This window comes from Halioglobus japonicus, from assembly GCF_001983995.1.
Lineage (GTDB): Bacteria > Pseudomonadota > Gammaproteobacteria > Pseudomonadales > Halieaceae > Halioglobus > Halioglobus japonicus.
In genome coordinates this window covers 399,277-415,558 of record NZ_CP019450.1, presented here as the reverse complement: position 1 = coordinate 415,558, position 16,282 = coordinate 399,277, and the positions used below count along the sequence as shown (strand labels likewise).

The window sequence follows — 16,282 nt, the reverse complement described above, 5'->3', positions numbered from 1 at the left end:
GAAGTAACATGACTAACTGGACTGATATCTGCAACGTGAATGACATTCTCCCAAACAGTGGCCGTGCGGCCCTGCATGAGGGCGAGCAGGTGGCTATTTTCAGAATTACCCGCTCGGGCAACGACGCGTTCTTCGCCGTCGCCAACTATGACCCCTGCAGCGGTGCCAACGTAATGTCGCGCGGCATTGTCGGCAATCTTGGCGACAAGACGGTGGTCGCCTCGCCTGTCTACAAACAACATTTTTGCCTGGACTCCGGACAGTGTCTGGAAGAAGACGCCAGCCTAAAGACCTGGCCTGTGCGTGTCGATGGTGATCGGGTCATGCTCGCCAGCTGAGCACAGAGGTAATACAAAATGCTGTTTGGACGTAAGAAAAAGAACCCGATTATTCTCCGCGACAAAGGAGTTGTGGAGTGGAAGTACGCAACTTGCGGGTATTGCTCCACAGGTTGCGCCATCGAGGTCGGACTCGATGCTCAGGGCACAGCGGTCACCACCCGCGGGGTCGCCGATGCGCCCGTAAATCAGGGCAAGCTCTGTATTAAGGGCATTACCGAGGCGGGTATTCTGAACGCCGAGGGGCGTGGCACCGAGCCATTACTGCGCTCGAGTATTCAGCAGCCCTGGGAGACCTCTTCTTGGGGCGATGCGCTGGATACGACCGCAGCTGAATTCAAGCGCATCCAGGCCAAGTACGGACGCGATGCCGTGGCTATCGTGTCTACCGGCCAGATTCTCACTGAGGAATTCTATACCCTGGGCAAGCTCGCTCGCGGTGTGATCGGCACCAACAACTATGACGGCAATACCACGCTGTGCATGGCGTCTGCGGTGTCAGGCTACAAGCGCTCCTTTGGCAGTGACGGTCCGCCCGGGTGTTACGATGATTTCTCGCATACCGATTGTCTGCTGGCTTTCGGTTCGAATCTGCCTGAACAGCATCCGGTTATATACTGGCGATTGAAAGAGGCGCTGGAAAAACGCAAGTTTCCGATCATTGTGGTTGACCCGCGTGTCACCATGTTTGCCCAGTTTGCCGACATTCACCTGCCCATCACCCCGGGTACTGATCTGGTCTTACTCAACAGCCTGGCGCATGTCATCCTCAACGAGGGGTTGGCGGACGAAGACTACATCGCCGCTCACACCAATGGCCGGGAAGAATTTTTCGAATTGGTGCAGCGCTACGATCCTACGACCGCCGCGCGCATTACCGGCATCGATGAAGACACTATTCGCAATGTAGCGCGCCTGTATGCAAAAGCCGGCGCGGCGATGAGTATCTGGACCATGGGTATTAACCAGAGCACCCACGGCTCTGACGGTGTCTGCGCTATTAACAATCTCAATCTGATTACGGGCAACATCGGCAAACCGGGTGGCACTTCGCTGTCGATTACCGGTCAGTGTAACGCCATGGGCACGCGTGAGTGGTCTTCCTGCTCCGGGCTGCCGGGTTATCGGGTGCTGGAAAACGAGCAGCACCGCGATGAGATTGGCAAGTTCTGGAACGTGGATCCAGAGTTCTTCCCCAAGCAGCGCGGTCTGTTTATGACCGATATCTTCCCCGCCATTGAGTCTGGACAAATCAAGGCACTCTGGTTGATTGCCACGAATCCCATGACCTCGATGCCCAACACCGGCCGGATCCGTAAAACCCTGGAAAAGCTCGAGTATCTGGTCGTGCAGGATTCCTACGTGGACGTTGAGGCCACCCAGTACGCCCATGCCTTCTTCCCGGCCAGTGTCTGGGCAGAGAAGGATGGGTGCTTTACCAACACTGAGCGGCGCGTCAATCGAGTCACACCGGTAACGCCGCCACTGGCCAATTCCAAGCCAGACCTGTGGATATTCAATGCATTGGCCAAGCGTTGGGATCAGGCTGATGCCATGAACTTCCCGGACAAGGCCAGCGATGTGTTCGAAGAAATGAAGGCGCTTTCGGTGGGCAAGGGTCCGAATGGTCGTGAGCGGATGCTGGATATTTCGGGCATGGACCACGACAAGATCCTCGCCCAACGGGGCATCCAGTGGCCGATGCGCGAAGGAGAAGAAACTGGTAGCCCACGGCTGTATACCGATGGCGTGTTCCAATTCCCTGACGGCAAGGCCAAGCTGCTCGCCATGGAGTGGAAGGATAACAATGAGAAGCCCGACCAGGACTTTCCATTCTGGCTGAACTCCGGGCGGGTGGTTGAGCATTTTCACACCCGTACCCGTACCGGCAAGGTGGGCAACTGCAACAAATACAGCCCTACCGCTTACATGGAGATGAATCCTGATGCTGCGGCCGAACTCGGCGTAGAGCATATGGACTATGTGCGCCTGGTGTCTCGTCGCGGTGATGCGGTGGTCATGGTGCAACTGACCCAGCGGGTGCCGTACAACATGGTATTCGTGCCGTTTCACTTTCACGACTGCGTCAATCGCGTGTCACTGGGATTGCTCGACCCACATTCCCGTCAGCCTGCGTTCAAACAGGCGGCGGTGCGTATTGAAAAAGTGGATCAACTGGAAGCAGCTCGACTCAATCGCGAACTGCGGGCGTTTTGATAATGACCAAAGAAGAGACTTCAATTCCCAGCGGGAAACCTAAGACATCGCCGAGCCTGCTTGGCGCAGCGGGGCTTGTACAGCAATTCGATCCTATCGACGCTGCCCGCCCGTCCAAGTCACTGTTTCCGTTGCGCGAGAACGAGCCTGAGTACGCCTTGCTAAAGGACCCTGAGACTCAGGAGCACAATCGCTACGGTGACAGAATCGCCCTGATCGACCTGGTTGATGAGGCGGTATCGCTTAATATCAATGGTGTTAGCGAGGTGGGGATTAACCCGAATCGCAACAAGCAGCATGCGTTTCATTTCACCGCCGATAACTGTATTGGTTGTCACGCCTGTGAGTCGGCCTGCTCGGAAAAAAATGATCTGCCGCCCCATCTGAGCTTCCGCAGTGTGGGTTATGTGGAAGGGGGAACCTTCCCCAATTACACGCGAATGAATATTTCCATGGCCTGTAACCATTGCGACGACCCGGTCTGTCTGAAGGGCTGTCCTACCCGGGCTTATACCAAGCACGAGGAATACGGTGCGGTCATTCAGGATCCGGATATCTGCTTTGGCTGTGGCTATTGCACCTGGGTCTGTCCCTACAATGCGCCGCAGCTCGACCCGGTGGCGGGACAGGTGGAGAAGTGCAACATGTGCGTCGACCGGCTTGAGGTGGGTCTCAAGCCTGCCTGCGTCTCTGCGTGCCTCGGCAATGCACTTAATTTTGGTGTAGTCGAGAATACCCCGGAAAATCGCCAGCAGATCGATACACGTATACCCGGCTTCCCGGATCCGGAAATTACCCACCCCAATATTCGTTTCCAGCAGACCAAGTCCATGCCGCGGGAGGTGACGCGCACGGATTCGATGCCCGTTAAGTACCGCCGGGACGACAAGGCGGGTCATTACCGGCCGGCGGTCGATCAGAAAGCCGGTACGGCCAGGCACTGGAACCTCGGCCGCCTCTATAGCCGGGAAAACCCCCTGGTGCTGTTTACCCTGGCGTCCCAGGCTGGGATTGGCTTGTTCGTGTTGAGCTTTGTCGGTGCTTTAGCCGGTGTGTCATTTTTGCAGGGCGCTGCGGGTAGTGCCATCACGGCAACAGCTGCGTTTTTGGCGGCAGCGTTGGCTGCATTTGGCTTGCTCATGTCGACCACTCACCTTGGCAAGCCGTTGCGTTTTTACCGTGGCTTTAACAACTTGCGTCATTCACCCATGGCGCGAGAGGGCGCGGGAATAGCGGCGTTTCTGGCCTTTGCCGGACTGCACTGGCTGGCCCTGATGGGGCAGTCGTCATGGCTGATCGAAACACTGCCGGCACTTGCCAACATGCAGCCCGTGCTGGGTACGGCTACCGCGGTAAGTGGCTGGTTCGCCATGGCGGGAGCGGCTGTGGGGCTTTATTACATGATGCGCTGTTATCTCATCAAGGCGCGGCCGTTCTGGAATCACGGCCAGACTGCCACGGCGTTTGTTGGTGCCAGCGCCTATCTGGGCGCGCTGGTACTGGGCGCTGTTGCTGTGGTCTTTGCTGGCCCCGCTAGCGCAGCGTTGGAATTCTGTGCGGTAGCCATGGGCGTCGGCCTTATCATCGAAGGTCTCGGGCTGTGGGTGCATGCCCGGCAGATGTTTGCCGCTGACCACGAGGGGGGCGTCTCGCACTATGTACAGCGCACCACGTTCGGTTACACCTGGATGGCGCGCAACGCGCTGCTCGGGCTCGCCGCGGTTGGCCTTGTGAGCGCACCGCTGTGGCTGGACATGGCAGCAGCGCTGCCGGTGCTGGTCGCGATGGCGCTGATGGCCATTCTGGTTGCCCTGGTGGGTCGTGCGCTGTTTTACATTCTTGTGATACCGACCACCATGCCTGGCGCTTTCTTCTGGAAGAACAAGGCGTTTGAGGATCATGCCCGGGACATCGGCCTGGCTGATATGCCGCAGGTGGGCGTTGCACCCCACGCCCACTAGTGACGCGCGCAGCCCTGTCGCGATGATGGGGCTGGCTCATAGTTAGGCAACACAGTCGCTCGGCTTGTGCTATTTTCATGGCATAGATCAATTGGGCGCAGGGATGTTAGAAACAGAAACCGAGTTTGGTGGCAGCAGTATCCGCGATTCGCTGCTGGTGTTCGCCTCTATTGTCATCATCCTCGCCGGGGCTCGTCACGCAGCCCATTTGCTGGAGCCCTTTCTGCTGGCGATCTTTCTGGCGGTGATTTGTGCAGCGCCACTGAGAGCACTACAAAAGCGTGGCATTCCCCGTGGCCTGGCGGCCATTCTGGTGGGCATTGGTGCATTTGCCATACTGCTGGCCGTTTTCTCCCTGATTGGTTCTACTGCCGAGGATTTTTCCAAGGCAATGCCGGGTTATGAAAAGCAATTCACGGAACTGGTCAATCTCTGGGGTGCCAGGCTCGAAGGATGGGGACTCAATGTGAGTCGTGAAGGTGTGCAGCGGGCGCTCGACCCGGCCGCCGCAATGACCTATTTCGGCAGTTTTCTCGGCGGCCTCGGCGACGTGCTGGGCAACTTTGTGTTGATTCTGTTCACGGTCATTTTTATTCTCGCCGACGCTGTCAATCTGCCCGCGAAGATGCAGGCCATGTCTCGCGGCGGTGACAAGGACTATATTCAGCCCGCCACCGAGTTGCTGTTGTCGATGAACAACTATATGCGTACTAAGGCTCTGGTCAGTGCGGTCACCGGCACAGTCGTCTGGGCTGGCCTGGTGTTGTTGGAGGCGCCCTTTGCGGCCCTCTGGGGGTTTCTGGCGTTCTTACTCAACTTTATTCCCAATGTCGGGTCGATTATCGCCGCCGTGCCTCCGGTGCTGTTGTCGCTGCTGGAGGGTAGTCTGTTGATCTCCGGTTCCATGATTGCGCTTTATGTGGCGGTGAATATGTTGGTCGGTAACGTCATCGAGCCGCGCTGGATGGGCCAGGCGGTCGGGCTGTCGACACTGGCCGTCTTTGTATCGTTGGTGTTCTGGGGGTATATGTTCGGTGCAGTGGGCATGTTGCTGTCTGTGCCTTTGACCATGGTGATTAAGTTTCTCGCCTTGCAACACCCCGGGAGTGCCTGGTTTGGCATACTTTTATCCAATTGGCCGGCCAGCCCGGTATCCGATCTACAAGAAGTGGAGTCGCCATGACCGAGCGCATTGATGAACTACTGGCATTGCAGCGCGAGTTGATTGAGATGGAAAACCAGCCGTCACCGCCGCCGAGGCCAGACCCCGCCCAGGAAGTTGAAGAAGATTTGCAGGCCTGGCTTGAAGACATGGATCCGGAGACGCTGATGCAGCGTGCGCGCGAACAGTTTGGCGGCTGGCTGGAAGGCCTTGACCACGACCTTCGAGACACAAAACCTTCCACTATTTTGCTGCTACTGGGCCTTGGGGTTCTGGTGGGGCGTTTAAGTAAATGAGCGACAATAAAGATGGCAGATAACATGTTTAAACTGCAACTACTGGCCCGGGCTGAGCTCGCTGTCAAAGATGTACAGGCGCGACGCCTGCTGGCGCGCTCCTCCTATCTTGGCTTTGCGTTGGTGCTATTCCTGCTCGCCCTGGGCATGCTCAACCTTGCGGGCTTTCTCGCCTTTGAAGAGGTGCTAAGCCCGGCGGGAGCTGCCCTGGCAATGGCCGCAATCAATGCGGTCGGTGTGGCACTGCTCATGCATTTAAGCAAACGGGCCGGGCCCTCGGAGCGCGAGGAAGCCTTAGCCCGTGAGATACGCGAGATGGCGTATCAGCAGGTGAATCACGATGTTGAGGAAGTGAAGGAAAAACTGGAGCATGTCGCCAGTGAGGTGACGCGGATGGGCGAAAATGTCCACCGCGCTACGGGCGCAGTGCGCTTCCTGCTTTCAGCGCTGGGCAAAAACAAGTAAGCGCCGTAGCTTACATCTCCGGTTCGGCGTTCGTTGGACAGTTCTTGTCGACAATTCTCAGGCTGGGATTGCGCGCCTGCATGGATCCGCCTGCCTGATGCAGGAAGCTGAGGCGTAACATATTGGTGCGCGGTGGCAGCTTGGCGACGATCCTGGCGGTGAACCAATCGTGTGTGCCCATGTGAGGATCGTGGGGCAGTTGGCTGCGCAATACGATCTTGTTGTTCTTTTTGGCCAACACGGCCAGACCTCCCCCCGTTTTGAAGTTGTGCTTATGGTTGGATTCGGTCAGGTCGAGTTTAAGTTCTGCCGTAAACTCGATTTTTTTGCCGCCCAGTTTGTCAGTATCGGGTAACTGACTGAGCAGGAACCAGGGCTCTGAGCCCACCTGCGTAATGGTTAGCGTGCCGTTGTCTGCAGCATAGGTAAAGGCCTTGCTATTGGCGTGCGCTGAAGCAAACCACTTGCGATCGCGACGGGCGCCCGTCAGTTGATTGAACCCTGGATCTTCCAGCAAGTTGCCGCTTAGGTATTCGCAGCTCGACGCGGTATCTGACCCCGTTCCGCATCCGGCCAGCATAAGCGCGGCGACTGCCACGTAGATAGATCGCAAGATCATGAAAGTATCCCTAGTAGGTGTAGCTCGACTGCAGCCCCAGTGGCAGCCCCAGCGCCCAGTATGCCAGCAGGAAGGCTGTCCATAGAATGATGAATGTGATCGAGTAGGGCAACATGAGTGCCGTGACGGTGCCAATGCCGGCGCCCTTTAGATAGCGCTGGCAGTAGACCACGACCAGCGGGAAGTAGGGCATTAGCGGTGTAATAATGTTGGTGGTGGAGTCTCCCACGCGGTACGCGGCTTGTGCCAGGTCGGGAGAAATGCCCAGTTCCATCAGCATCGGTACCAGAATCGGCGCCAGCAGCGCCCACTTGGCAGACGCCGATCCGATGAACAGATTGAGCAGACCTGTGAGCAGTACCACACCGGTAATCGTAAGGCCGGCGGGTAGCGCCAGCGCCTTGAGCAGGGCCGCGCCCTCCAGCGCCAGCAGAATACCTATATTGGATTGGGCGAACGAGTAGAGGAACTGGGCGATAAAGAACATGATGACCAGGTAATAAGCCATGCTGTTCATGGCCTTGGTCATGCCCTCGATGACATCCCGCGAAGAGGACACCGTGCCCGCGCGCACACCGTAGACAAGCGCCGGTATCAGGAAAAAGATAAAGATCAGTGGCACGATGGAGCCCATGAGCGGGGCACCGCGCTCGGTCAATGATCCTCCGGCGCCGCGCCAGGCAGAGCCTTCCGGCCATGCGGTGGCAATCAGCACCGCAATACACAGCCCCATCGACCATAATGCCGACCGCAGTCCGCTGCGCTCTGAGTCGGTGAGTGGATCCATGGAGGGCAACCCCTCCAGGTCACCATCCAGGGCCTGTCCCGCCAGTCGAGGCTCCACAATTCTGTCCGTGATAAACCAGCCCAGACCGATAATCACCAGCGAGGAGGTCGCGGTGAAGAAGAAGTTGTTCAGCGGATTCAGGGAGACTTCCGGGTCGAGAATCTGCGCCGCCGATTGACTAATGCCCTGCAGCATAGGGTCGATGGCCGATGGCACAAAGTTGGCTGAAAACCCGCCTGATACGCCGGCAAAGGCGGCGGCAATACCTGCTAGCGGGTGCCGGCCAGCCGCATAAAAAATAACGCCTCCCAGGGGTATAACCAGCACGTAGCCGGCGTCAGCCGCGGTGTGGCTGACAATGCCGACAAGAATAATCATAGGTGTGAGCAGGGCTTTACCGGTCACGCTCATCATGGCGCGCAGCGCGCTGTTAATGAATCCGGTGTGCTCCGCAACACCAATACCCAGCATGGCCACAAGCACAACGCCTATGGGATGGAAATGCGCGAAGGTAGCGACCATGCTTGAGAAAAATGCGGTGAGGCTGGTGGGTGCCAGCTGATTAACAATGCGCAATGGTTCGCCACTTCGAGGGTCAGTGAGGCCGAAATCGATATAGCTCAGCCCCCAGGACAGCAGCCAGGTAATGAAGAGCAATCCCACGAAGAGCATGGTGGGGTCAGGTAGTCGATTGCCGATGCGTTCAATAGCGCCAAGGATTCTGCCGTTGCCGGTTGTCATTATGTTCTCTCTGATGCAGGCCTGTGAGCCGCACTCTAGCACAGCTGGTCTACACTTGGAGCGAAGCAGCAGGAGTATCGAAATGTGTATTCTCCGTATGCTGGCGGCCTTGGCCCTGTGCTGTGCTGTCAGTTGACCGGCGCAAGCAACAGCACTCGTTGATTTGATTGAAGGTGGCATCCAGGTGGTTTCCAAGGAGCAGATCAGTCTCGCTCCGGATTGTGGAATGTGGTTCCTGCCGCGGGAGTTTGCACTGGCCAAATTAAAGGCCATGTGTGAGGCCGCTAATCGACTGCGGAGCAAGTACGCCTGATGTGACAAGGCCCGCTATTGCCTTGCGGGCCTTTTTTCAGCCAGTCATGCCGGCTGTTTCTTTTCCCCTGGCTGGCCTCATGGTTTGGCCGCACCACTGCCCCGAATTGCCTGTCTGTTAAAAAGGCTGCCCGAAGACCTGCGTCCAGTAGTGGCGATAGCGGCTATTGGCGTTGGTGGCCCGCGCGCTGCCGAACTCAGTGAAGCGAGAGGTCATCATGTTGGCGCAGTGACCATCGCTTTCCGCCCACTGTTGCATGGCGTCATTCACATCGCTCCGACCTGCGGCGAGGTTCTCGCCATAAGCGCGCCAGTTGTAACCCGTTGCGTCAATCCGGTTGCGCGCAGATGATCCATTTGAACCTGTGTGCGAGAAGAAATCGTTCTGTGCCATGTCGGTGGAATGGCCCACGGCCGCAGTCTTCAACTGACAGTTCCAGCTCAGGGAGCCTGCGGGCGGGAAGACACCTTCGGAGCCGCAGTCCTGGGTTTGGGCGCGGAAGGCGTTAACCGCATCCAGCATTTCCTGATCGAGTGCTGTGCGCTCGCAATCAACCGGCGCAGGATCGGGCTCCGGTGCCGGGTCCGGCTGCTGGTTGTTGTCGGTATCGTCACAGGCGTCGCCGGCGCCATCGCTGTCGCTGTCTTCCTGTCCGGGGTTGGAGGCATTCATGCAGTTGTCGTAGCGATCCTCTACACCATCGTTATCGCTGTCGGTGAAGTCGTCACAGGAGTTACCAATGCCGTCGCCATCCGCATCCGCCTGGGCGGGATTGTAAACACTCGGGCAGTTGTCGCCGGCAATCGTGGCATAGCCCACCGGCCGGAGCACAGCAAAGGTGGTCACGTCGGCATCGCCAAAGCCGTCGTTATCGACATCGCGGTAGAACTCGCGTTCCTGGAAGCCTTCATCGATCTCGCCGTCACAGTTGTTGTCTGCGCTGTCGTACTGTTCCTGAGCGCCGGGGTATATGTCGTCGTTGTTGTCGTCGCAGTCACCGGGTTCGCTGACATAGCCGTCCTGGGGCTCGTCGACACTGACGGTGTCGGTATTGACGCCATAACCGTCGCCGTCGACATCGCGATACAGTAGATCGGCCGGATCTACTGTTTCCAGGCCCTCGTCAATGAGGTCGTTACAGTTATTGTCGATACCATCGTCCAGCTCGTCGCGCCAGGGGTATACGGTTGGATTGGTGTCGTCGCAATCGCGATCATTCACCACATACCCCAGCGGCCGTTCGGTACTGGTCATTGTGTCAGCGGCGGAACCGAACTGGTCGCCATCGGCGTCCCTAAACCAGGTGCGGACTTTAGACTTGCGCTCAAAGTTGGCCCACAATTTGATTTCGGGTTCAACGCCCTCAATTTCTTCCTCAAGTGGCGAAACGGTTGCTTCACATACCGGCGTTACTGAGCGGCTGCAAATGCCCTGCCAGCGCACAAAGCGGTAGTCTTCTGCCGCCACTGCTGTGAAGGTGTCGGTCATTTCTTCGGTGATTTCAAAACTACAGCTTGGCTGATCACAACTATGCAGATGCGACGCAGATTCGATATGGCCTTTACCGTCGGTAATAATGACCAGGCGACATCCGCCCAGGGCCAGCGCGAGTGATGTGTAGGCGACCAGGCGTGGGAGAGATTTTCTCATGTTGTGCAATTGCATAGTATTGGTCATTTTACGAGCGACGGCTCCTGCCGATTTAAGGTCATATGATCGGCACCTTCCACGAAAAACTTGAGAAAAGTCCAGATGGGCCGAGAAGTGAGAACTGGTTCGCAATGAGTGCGAGTCGGAAGGGTTTTAGCGAAGCTGGAAAACCGTTTAAAAAACAAACTTTTGCTGTACGATGGCGTAAAAAATTACAACACTTGCAGCAATAGCAAAGTACGACGAGAGGCAGGGGCAGTATGCTTGAGACAGTCGAATCCGTTTCCAGGGAACCGAACGGTCCTTCATCTGAGGACATTCGGGTGGGAGTGCTGGTCGAGGTGACCGGCGAATCATTCAGCGCCAGGCTGGATACGGCGGGCACGGAAGCCGCGGCAGCGAAAGGCATCACTGCGGGGCAGGTGGGTTCCTACCTGAAGATACGCAGTGCCACGCGCGATACGCTGGTCATGGTGGATCGCAGCTACCGGGTAACCGATAAGCAGGGACAAGCGGTGCAAATGGTTCAGCTCAGCCCGCTGGGTGAGTTGCCGCACAGCGGTGGGTTCGAGCGCGGAGTCTCCCAGTATCCGGCCAGTGATGCCGATCTCTACACGATTCAAGAAGCGAACCTGGAGAGCATCTTCAACACCAGTGAAGGTGCAGAATTTCATGTAGGTCAATTGACCTCGTTTGATTCCATCGATGTGCACATGGACGCCTCGGCGTTTTTTGGACGTCACTCGGCCATTCTCGGTCAATCCGGCTCGGGCAAATCCTGGACAGTGACCAGCGTCATCCAGTCGGCCCTGCGTAGCATGCCCCAGGCCCATATCATCTTGCTGGATATGCACGGTGAATATTGCGACAAGGAAGTGAACGGTATCGTCAGCAAGGCGCCGTTTCCGGCAGATCTCACCCGCAGCTTCCGCGCTGATGAATTGGAGTTTCCCTACTGGCTGCTATCTTTCTCGGAATTTTGCGAACTGGTTATCAACTCCGAGGATGAGCACGCCTCGGTACAGATGTCCTACTTGCGCTCGACGCTCACCCGTCTCAAGGAGGAAAGTAACGCTCACCTGGGTCTCGGACACATCACCGTAGACTCGCCACTGTACTACTCCATTAAAGAATTAATGGACAATATTAAGTCGGCAAATCGCGCCGCCACGGACTTCGGCAAGAAGAAATCGCCGCTCAACGGTAAATTTGACCAGGTGATGGTGCGCCTCGAAGGTCTGATGAACGACACGCGCTACGACTTCATGATGAAGCCGTCCAAGCGTAACGCCACAGAAAAGTTGCCGGATCTGATGCGCGATTTGGTGGGGCTCGGTAGCCCCAGTGCTTCGATTACCATCCTCGATCTCAGCTCCGTTCCATTTGATGTGGCACCGCTGGTCTGTGCTCAGATTGGCCGCCTGGCCTATGAGTTCAACTACTGGAATCCGCGCTGCACGGAGTTCCCGATTTTCCTCGTTTGCGAGGAAGCCCACGAGTACATTCCTCGCGAAGGTATGGCCAAGTTTAACGAGGCGCGCCGGGCTATGGAGCGTATTTCCAAGAATGGCCGGAAGTATGGGGTTGGCCTGTGTGTGGTCAGTCAGCGTCCGGCGGACGTATCCGAGACGGTCCTGGCCCAGTGCAGTTCCTTCCTGTGCCTGCGCATCTCCAACCCGGATGACCAGGCGTATGTGCGCGCCATGGTCCCTGATGCGGCTCGCGGTACGTTCTCAGCCCTGACGTCATTGTCCAAGGGTGAGGCGGTGATCCTGGGCGAGGCGGCCGCGATGCCGGTGCGGCTCAAGGTGCGCATGCCGGATCCGCCCCCCAATTCTGTCGACTTGGATTACGCCGGCAAATGGCGCGATGGTGGCCTGCCTATCGACGTCGATCAGATGGTCGCCAACTGGCACGCGCAGGAGCGTTAGCCACTGATCTGCTGGCCGGTTTGGCGGCGTATAGCTTGGAATAGAGGGATCACGTCATGAGCAATCAGCCAATACACTCCGGGGAAGGTAATGCGGGTACCTTGCGCTCAATATTGCGCCTGGCTGCCATGCACCTGATTATGTTGATCTTGAGTCTGTTTCTGTTTGATCTCGCCGTCGTGCGCGAGGATTTCAGCCTTGCCCCTCTGGTGATCATCGTGACTGGCCTGGTCGCGGGCTTCTTGGTGGTTAACCTCGCCCATGAGTGGTGTCATTACATCGGCGCACGTGCAACTTCATCGCACTACAGCGTTCGCGACAAGCTGGGTATGTTTCTATTCGACTGGGATTTTGACGCTAACAGCACGCGACATTTCCTGGTCATGAGTATTGCAGGCAATGTCGGTGGTGCACTTGCTCTCATGGTGGTGGTGTTAACCGCGCCGGCACTGGATATCGCCAGGGCGTCCTACATCGCAGGCGCTGCCGCATCATTTGCGCTCGGGGCGTTTATCGAGTGGCCAGTGATCATGCGCACTCTGCGCAGCGGCAACCCCTTTGCCGAGCTGAGCCGGTTGTCGCCAGTGGTGTTGGTGTCGTCACTAGTGGGCAGCGTTGCAGTTGGAGCGGTGGCCTGGCAGGTGGCCTAGGCCGTGAGCGCGCGAATGGCCGCCGTATGCGCGGTGAAATCACGGTGGTAACGACGAAGCGTTTGGGGATGGCAATAATGGCCAGTATGAGTACGACCCCCGCCAAGGGTACGACCAATGATGGCAGGTCTTCGTTGCCAAACATGGTGATGTTGACATAGGGACGGATGCCAAAGTAAAGCAGCAGTGACAGCGCGGAGAGTCTGCCCAGCCCCTGGCTGTGCTCCAGAGAACTCAGCTTTCGTCCACTCTCAGGCACGGGCAGCGACATGTCCGCAGCTCAATAGACACAGATTGCGCCTGCGGTCACCACCGCAAAGTCTGCGAAACTCCAGTCGGCAATGCCGCGCAACCCCCAGCCAACCCACCAGAGTTGCAGGGGGTAGCTTAGTACACATCCCGCCTACACCGCGGTGGCCCAATGGAGCGTCACCTCTCTGTGCGCGCGAAACAGCATGCCCATGGTATGCAGCAGACGGGTAATGACCAGGCCGAGAATAATGGATATGGCGACGAACACATATTCGTGTTGGGTCATGCCAGGCGTACCTCGGTCTTGAAGGGACTGACAGGCTCGTTGCACTCTGAGCAGTGCAGTGTGGCGTATAGGGGGCCATTAGCACCGGCGGCGTTTTTGCCAACGAACTGACGAATCCGCGCAACCGCGATCGGTTCGCGGGGACAGCCTTTCACAAATTTGTGCCGGCGCGTATTTGTCCGGCCTAGCGCTGGGGTGGCTGACTAGTGCTGCGGGTCGGCCTTGGTTTCCCTGATCTGGTAGATGGCCTTCTCAGAGTCCATGGCATGAAGGAAAATCAAGTATTCACCCCGGAAGGTGCCGATACTCATTTTGTCGGTATCAAACGCTACCCGCAGGCGCAGTTAGGCGACTTCTCCAGGCTCCAGATTCAAGGTATAACCCCGGCCCCTGGGCTCCCAATTGGCGGCTTCAGTCAGCCCGGTCGCAACAAATTCGTGCTGCCCCGCTGGTAGCTCCAATCTGATATGGCGATTGTAGCGGAGCAATCCCGCCCCTTCGCCATCGACCAGAATTTCTGGATAATTGGTGCGCAGCGGCTTTTTTCCGAGGTTGGAAGCGGCCGCTCGATAGATGTAGACCACAGAGGTGTCCTGCGCCTTGGGCGGTTCGGGGCTGAAGTAGTCGCCCCGGGCTGGTGTGGCCAGCAGACTCAGTGAGAGGGCGAGGCCAAGCAGTACTCTGATCACGAATGACTTCCTGTTTATTTTTCTGTGCATATCCTACACGATACGCACCCTGGGGCGGTCCAATAGCGCCCTGAATCGGAGAGTGCAACGTGAAAGTATCCTGGAAATCATCTATCGCCGTCTGCCTGTTGGCCGCTGCGGCTGCCATGCCCGCTGTGGCGGAGCTCAACCAGCTGACGGATGAAGAGCAGCAGCAAGGTTGGGAGCTGCTGTTTAACGGCAGTGATATGAGCCAGTGGCGCAACTTCAAGCGCGATGACCTCAACCCTAAGTGGGTGGCAGAAGATGGTGTGATGAAGCTGACCGAGAAGGGCGGCGGCGACATCATGACCCGCAAGTCCTACCGCAATTTTGATTTGCGCCTTGAGTGGAAGATATCCGAGGGCGGCAATAGCGGCATTTTCATTCTGGTGGATGAAGCGGGCCGGAATATTTATTCCCGCGCGCCGGAAATTCAGATTCTCGACAACGAGCGTCACTCCGACAACAAAATCGATTCCCATCGCTCAGGTTCGCTGTACGACATGATTCCCTCTCACCCGTCCTCGCATAAGCCGGCCGGTGAGTGGAACCAGGTGCGCATCCTGTTCGTCGATGGGTTCCTTCAGGTCTGGCAGAACGACGTGCAGACAGTCACCATCACCCTCGGTGACAGCGCCTGGAACACGCTGTTGGCGGCGAGCAAGTTTAGCAGTAGCCTGATGAGCTTTGTCAGCGATTTCGAAGGTTTTGGTGAGGGGCGGGAGGGCCATATCGGCCTGCAGGATCACAGTGATCCGGTAGCGTTCCGCAATCTCAAGATTCTCGCGCTCGATTGAGCGTAGTCAGGTAGCGACCAGGAGGTAAAGCATGGCCGGTTCACTACAGGATCAACTGCTCAAGGCAGGACTCACAGACGCCAAGAAAGCCAAACAAATGGCCAAGGAAAAGCGCAAGCAGACCCGGGTTGCCAAGAGCAGTGGTATCGACATTGTCGACGAAAACAAAGAGGCCGCGCGTCAGGCGCTGGCGGAGAAGGCCCAGCGTGATCGGGAGCTCAATGCGGCGCTGAATGAAAAGGCCCAGCGCAAGGCCATCAACGCCCAGATCAAGCAGCTGATCGAAACCAGCAAGCTGGAAAAGGGCAAGGGCGACATCGGCTATAACTTCACCGATGGTAAGAAGGTTAAAAAGCTCTACGTCTCCGCCCTGGAGCAGAAGCAGCTGTCAGGCGGTGTGCTCGCCATTGCCAAGCAGGGCGACCAGTACGAAATCGTACCGCGCCCGGTGGCCGACAAAATCGCCGAACGCGATGCCGGCCGGGTGATTTTCAGTACCGAAGAGGCAGCGGCAGATCTCACCGAGGAAGAGAAGGACTGGTACAAGGACTACGAAGTCCCCGACGATCTTATGTGGTAGTCGCCTGTTCCTCGCTGAGCTTTTCACGCACATTCATCAACACTTTCCCGTACATATTCTCACCGCGCCGGTCGCGGCCGCAGCCCCAGAAATAGTCGTAGTTGCTGCTTTCGATCAGGGTTTTGTCCCCGGTGGCCAACAGTGCCTCGGCGATATGGGGGTAAGTGCGACACTTGGTGTAAACGGCCCGGGTCATATACGTCACTTTGAGGTTGCGCCAGTCGCTGCGTCTTTTCTGCCAGCGGCTACGGCCTAATTTCCGCGCTCGTTTCGGATGGGCAGCCTGGCGAATTTTGTCCTGATAGTCCGGGTCGGCAAACTTCATGGCCTGGTAGTAGTGCTCTACCGAAGGCCACTCGCATTCTTCCAGCGTAAAGCTGTGGTGGGAAAACGTGCCGAAATCGTTGGTCACATCGACGCGCGACAGGTAGGTGGCATCGACGATGTCGGGTGGAAAAAGCGCGGCCATGGGGCTCTCACATATTCTGCTGGGCTTGTGTGAAGGTATGCCACGCGAGGCGCAGCAT

The 16,282-nt window shown here is 57.3% G+C and carries 17 protein-coding genes; 11 read left to right on the top strand and 6 right to left on the bottom strand.

Annotation, left to right across the window (positions count from 1 at the left end):
• Nucleotides 1-8 precede the first annotated feature (8 nt).
• The 6 genes from nirD (at nt 9) to BST95_RS01945 (ending at nt 6,439) form a co-directional block, all read left to right on the top strand.
• Nucleotides 9-338, top strand: coding sequence for a nitrite reductase small subunit NirD (gene nirD, locus BST95_RS01970; RefSeq protein ID WP_084197941.1), 330 nt, complete (start codon nt 9-11; stop codon nt 336-338).
• An 18-nt stretch (nt 339-356) separates the two neighbouring features.
• Entirely contained in the window at nt 357-2,555 is a 2,199-nt protein-coding gene (locus BST95_RS01965) for a molybdopterin oxidoreductase family protein (RefSeq protein ID WP_084197940.1), read from the top strand.
• A gap of 2 nt (nt 2,556-2,557) precedes the next feature.
• Nucleotides 2,558-4,516, top strand: a complete 1,959-nt coding sequence (locus BST95_RS01960) for a DmsC/YnfH family molybdoenzyme membrane anchor subunit (RefSeq protein ID WP_084197939.1) — start codon at nt 2,558-2,560, stop codon at nt 4,514-4,516.
• Nucleotides 4,517-4,619: 103 nt separating this feature from the next.
• Nucleotides 4,620-5,699 carry an AI-2E family transporter gene (locus BST95_RS01955; protein WP_084197938.1) on the top strand — a complete coding sequence of 360 codons (1,080 nt, stop codon included), beginning with the start codon at nt 4,620-4,622 and terminating at the stop codon, nt 5,697-5,699.
• Nucleotides 5,696-5,974, top strand: a complete 279-nt coding sequence (locus tag BST95_RS01950) for a hypothetical protein (protein ID WP_084197937.1) — start codon at nt 5,696-5,698, stop codon at nt 5,972-5,974. Before BST95_RS01955 ends, BST95_RS01950 begins: the two co-directional genes overlap by 4 nt.
• Before the next feature lie 24 nt (nt 5,975-5,998).
• Nucleotides 5,999-6,439 (top strand): hypothetical protein, encoded by a 441-nt coding sequence (locus BST95_RS01945; protein WP_146004246.1) that lies wholly within the window; start codon nt 5,999-6,001, stop codon nt 6,437-6,439.
• Between the two features lie 10 nt (nt 6,440-6,449).
• Here BST95_RS01945 and BST95_RS01940 read toward each other — a convergent pair whose 3' ends face one another.
• Entirely contained in the window at nt 6,450-7,058 is a 609-nt protein-coding gene (locus tag BST95_RS01940) for a hypothetical protein (RefSeq protein WP_084197935.1), read from the bottom strand.
• Between the two features lie 10 nt (nt 7,059-7,068).
• Nucleotides 7,069-8,586 carry an AbgT family transporter gene (locus BST95_RS01935; RefSeq protein WP_084197934.1) on the bottom strand — a complete coding sequence of 506 codons (1,518 nt, stop codon included), beginning with the start codon at nt 8,584-8,586 and terminating at the stop codon, nt 7,069-7,071.
• A gap of 163 nt (nt 8,587-8,749) precedes the next feature.
• On the opposite strand from BST95_RS01935, the gene BST95_RS21260 reads away from it, so the two are divergent.
• Complete coding sequence (locus BST95_RS21260; RefSeq protein WP_146004245.1) at nt 8,750-8,899, top strand: hypothetical protein; 150 nt, start codon at nt 8,750-8,752, stop codon at nt 8,897-8,899.
• A 117-nt stretch (nt 8,900-9,016) separates the two neighbouring features.
• On the opposite strand, the gene BST95_RS01930 is transcribed toward BST95_RS21260, so the two are convergent.
• Nucleotides 9,017-10,549: a CAP domain-containing protein gene (locus BST95_RS01930; protein ID WP_169843827.1), complete on the bottom strand. Its 1,533-nt coding sequence runs from the start codon at nt 10,547-10,549 to the stop codon at nt 9,017-9,019.
• A 260-nt stretch (nt 10,550-10,809) separates the two neighbouring features.
• Here BST95_RS01930 and BST95_RS01925 point away from each other — a divergent pair, with 260 nt between their 5' ends.
• Both BST95_RS01925 and BST95_RS01920 read left to right on the top strand, forming a co-directional pair.
• On the top strand, nt 10,810-12,480 hold the full coding sequence (locus BST95_RS01925; RefSeq protein WP_084197932.1) for an ATP-binding protein: 1,671 nt from the start codon (nt 10,810-10,812) through the stop codon (nt 12,478-12,480).
• Nucleotides 12,481-12,536: 56 nt separating this feature from the next.
• A complete protein-coding gene (locus tag BST95_RS01920; RefSeq protein ID WP_084197931.1) occupies nt 12,537-13,130 on the top strand; it encodes a hypothetical protein in 594 nt (197 codons plus the stop codon).
• 403 nt (nt 13,131-13,533) lie between these two features.
• On the opposite strand, the gene BST95_RS20820 is transcribed toward BST95_RS01920, so the two are convergent.
• Together BST95_RS20820 and BST95_RS01910 are read right to left on the bottom strand one after the other, a co-directional pair.
• Complete coding sequence (locus BST95_RS20820; protein ID WP_268245007.1) at nt 13,534-13,668, bottom strand: hypothetical protein; 135 nt, start codon at nt 13,666-13,668, stop codon at nt 13,534-13,536.
• Nucleotides 13,669-14,012: 344 nt separating this feature from the next.
• Nucleotides 14,013-14,357, bottom strand: a complete 345-nt coding sequence (locus BST95_RS01910; protein ID WP_084197930.1) for a hypothetical protein — start codon at nt 14,355-14,357, stop codon at nt 14,013-14,015.
• Between the two features lie 89 nt (nt 14,358-14,446).
• Here BST95_RS01910 and BST95_RS01905 point away from each other — a divergent pair, with 89 nt between their 5' ends.
• Together BST95_RS01905 and BST95_RS01900 are read left to right on the top strand one after the other, a co-directional pair.
• Nucleotides 14,447-15,175, top strand: coding sequence for a 3-keto-disaccharide hydrolase (locus BST95_RS01905; RefSeq protein ID WP_229801830.1), 729 nt, complete (start codon nt 14,447-14,449; stop codon nt 15,173-15,175).
• A gap of 31 nt (nt 15,176-15,206) precedes the next feature.
• Nucleotides 15,207-15,755 (top strand): DUF2058 domain-containing protein, encoded by a 549-nt coding sequence (locus BST95_RS01900; protein ID WP_084197929.1) that lies wholly within the window; start codon nt 15,207-15,209, stop codon nt 15,753-15,755.
• Here BST95_RS01900 and BST95_RS01895 read toward each other — a convergent pair.
• Complete coding sequence (locus BST95_RS01895) at nt 15,745-16,224, bottom strand: NADAR family protein (protein WP_084197928.1); 480 nt, start codon at nt 16,222-16,224, stop codon at nt 15,745-15,747. The genes BST95_RS01900 and BST95_RS01895 overlap by 11 nt on opposite strands.
• Between the last annotated feature and the right edge of the window lie 58 nt (nt 16,225-16,282).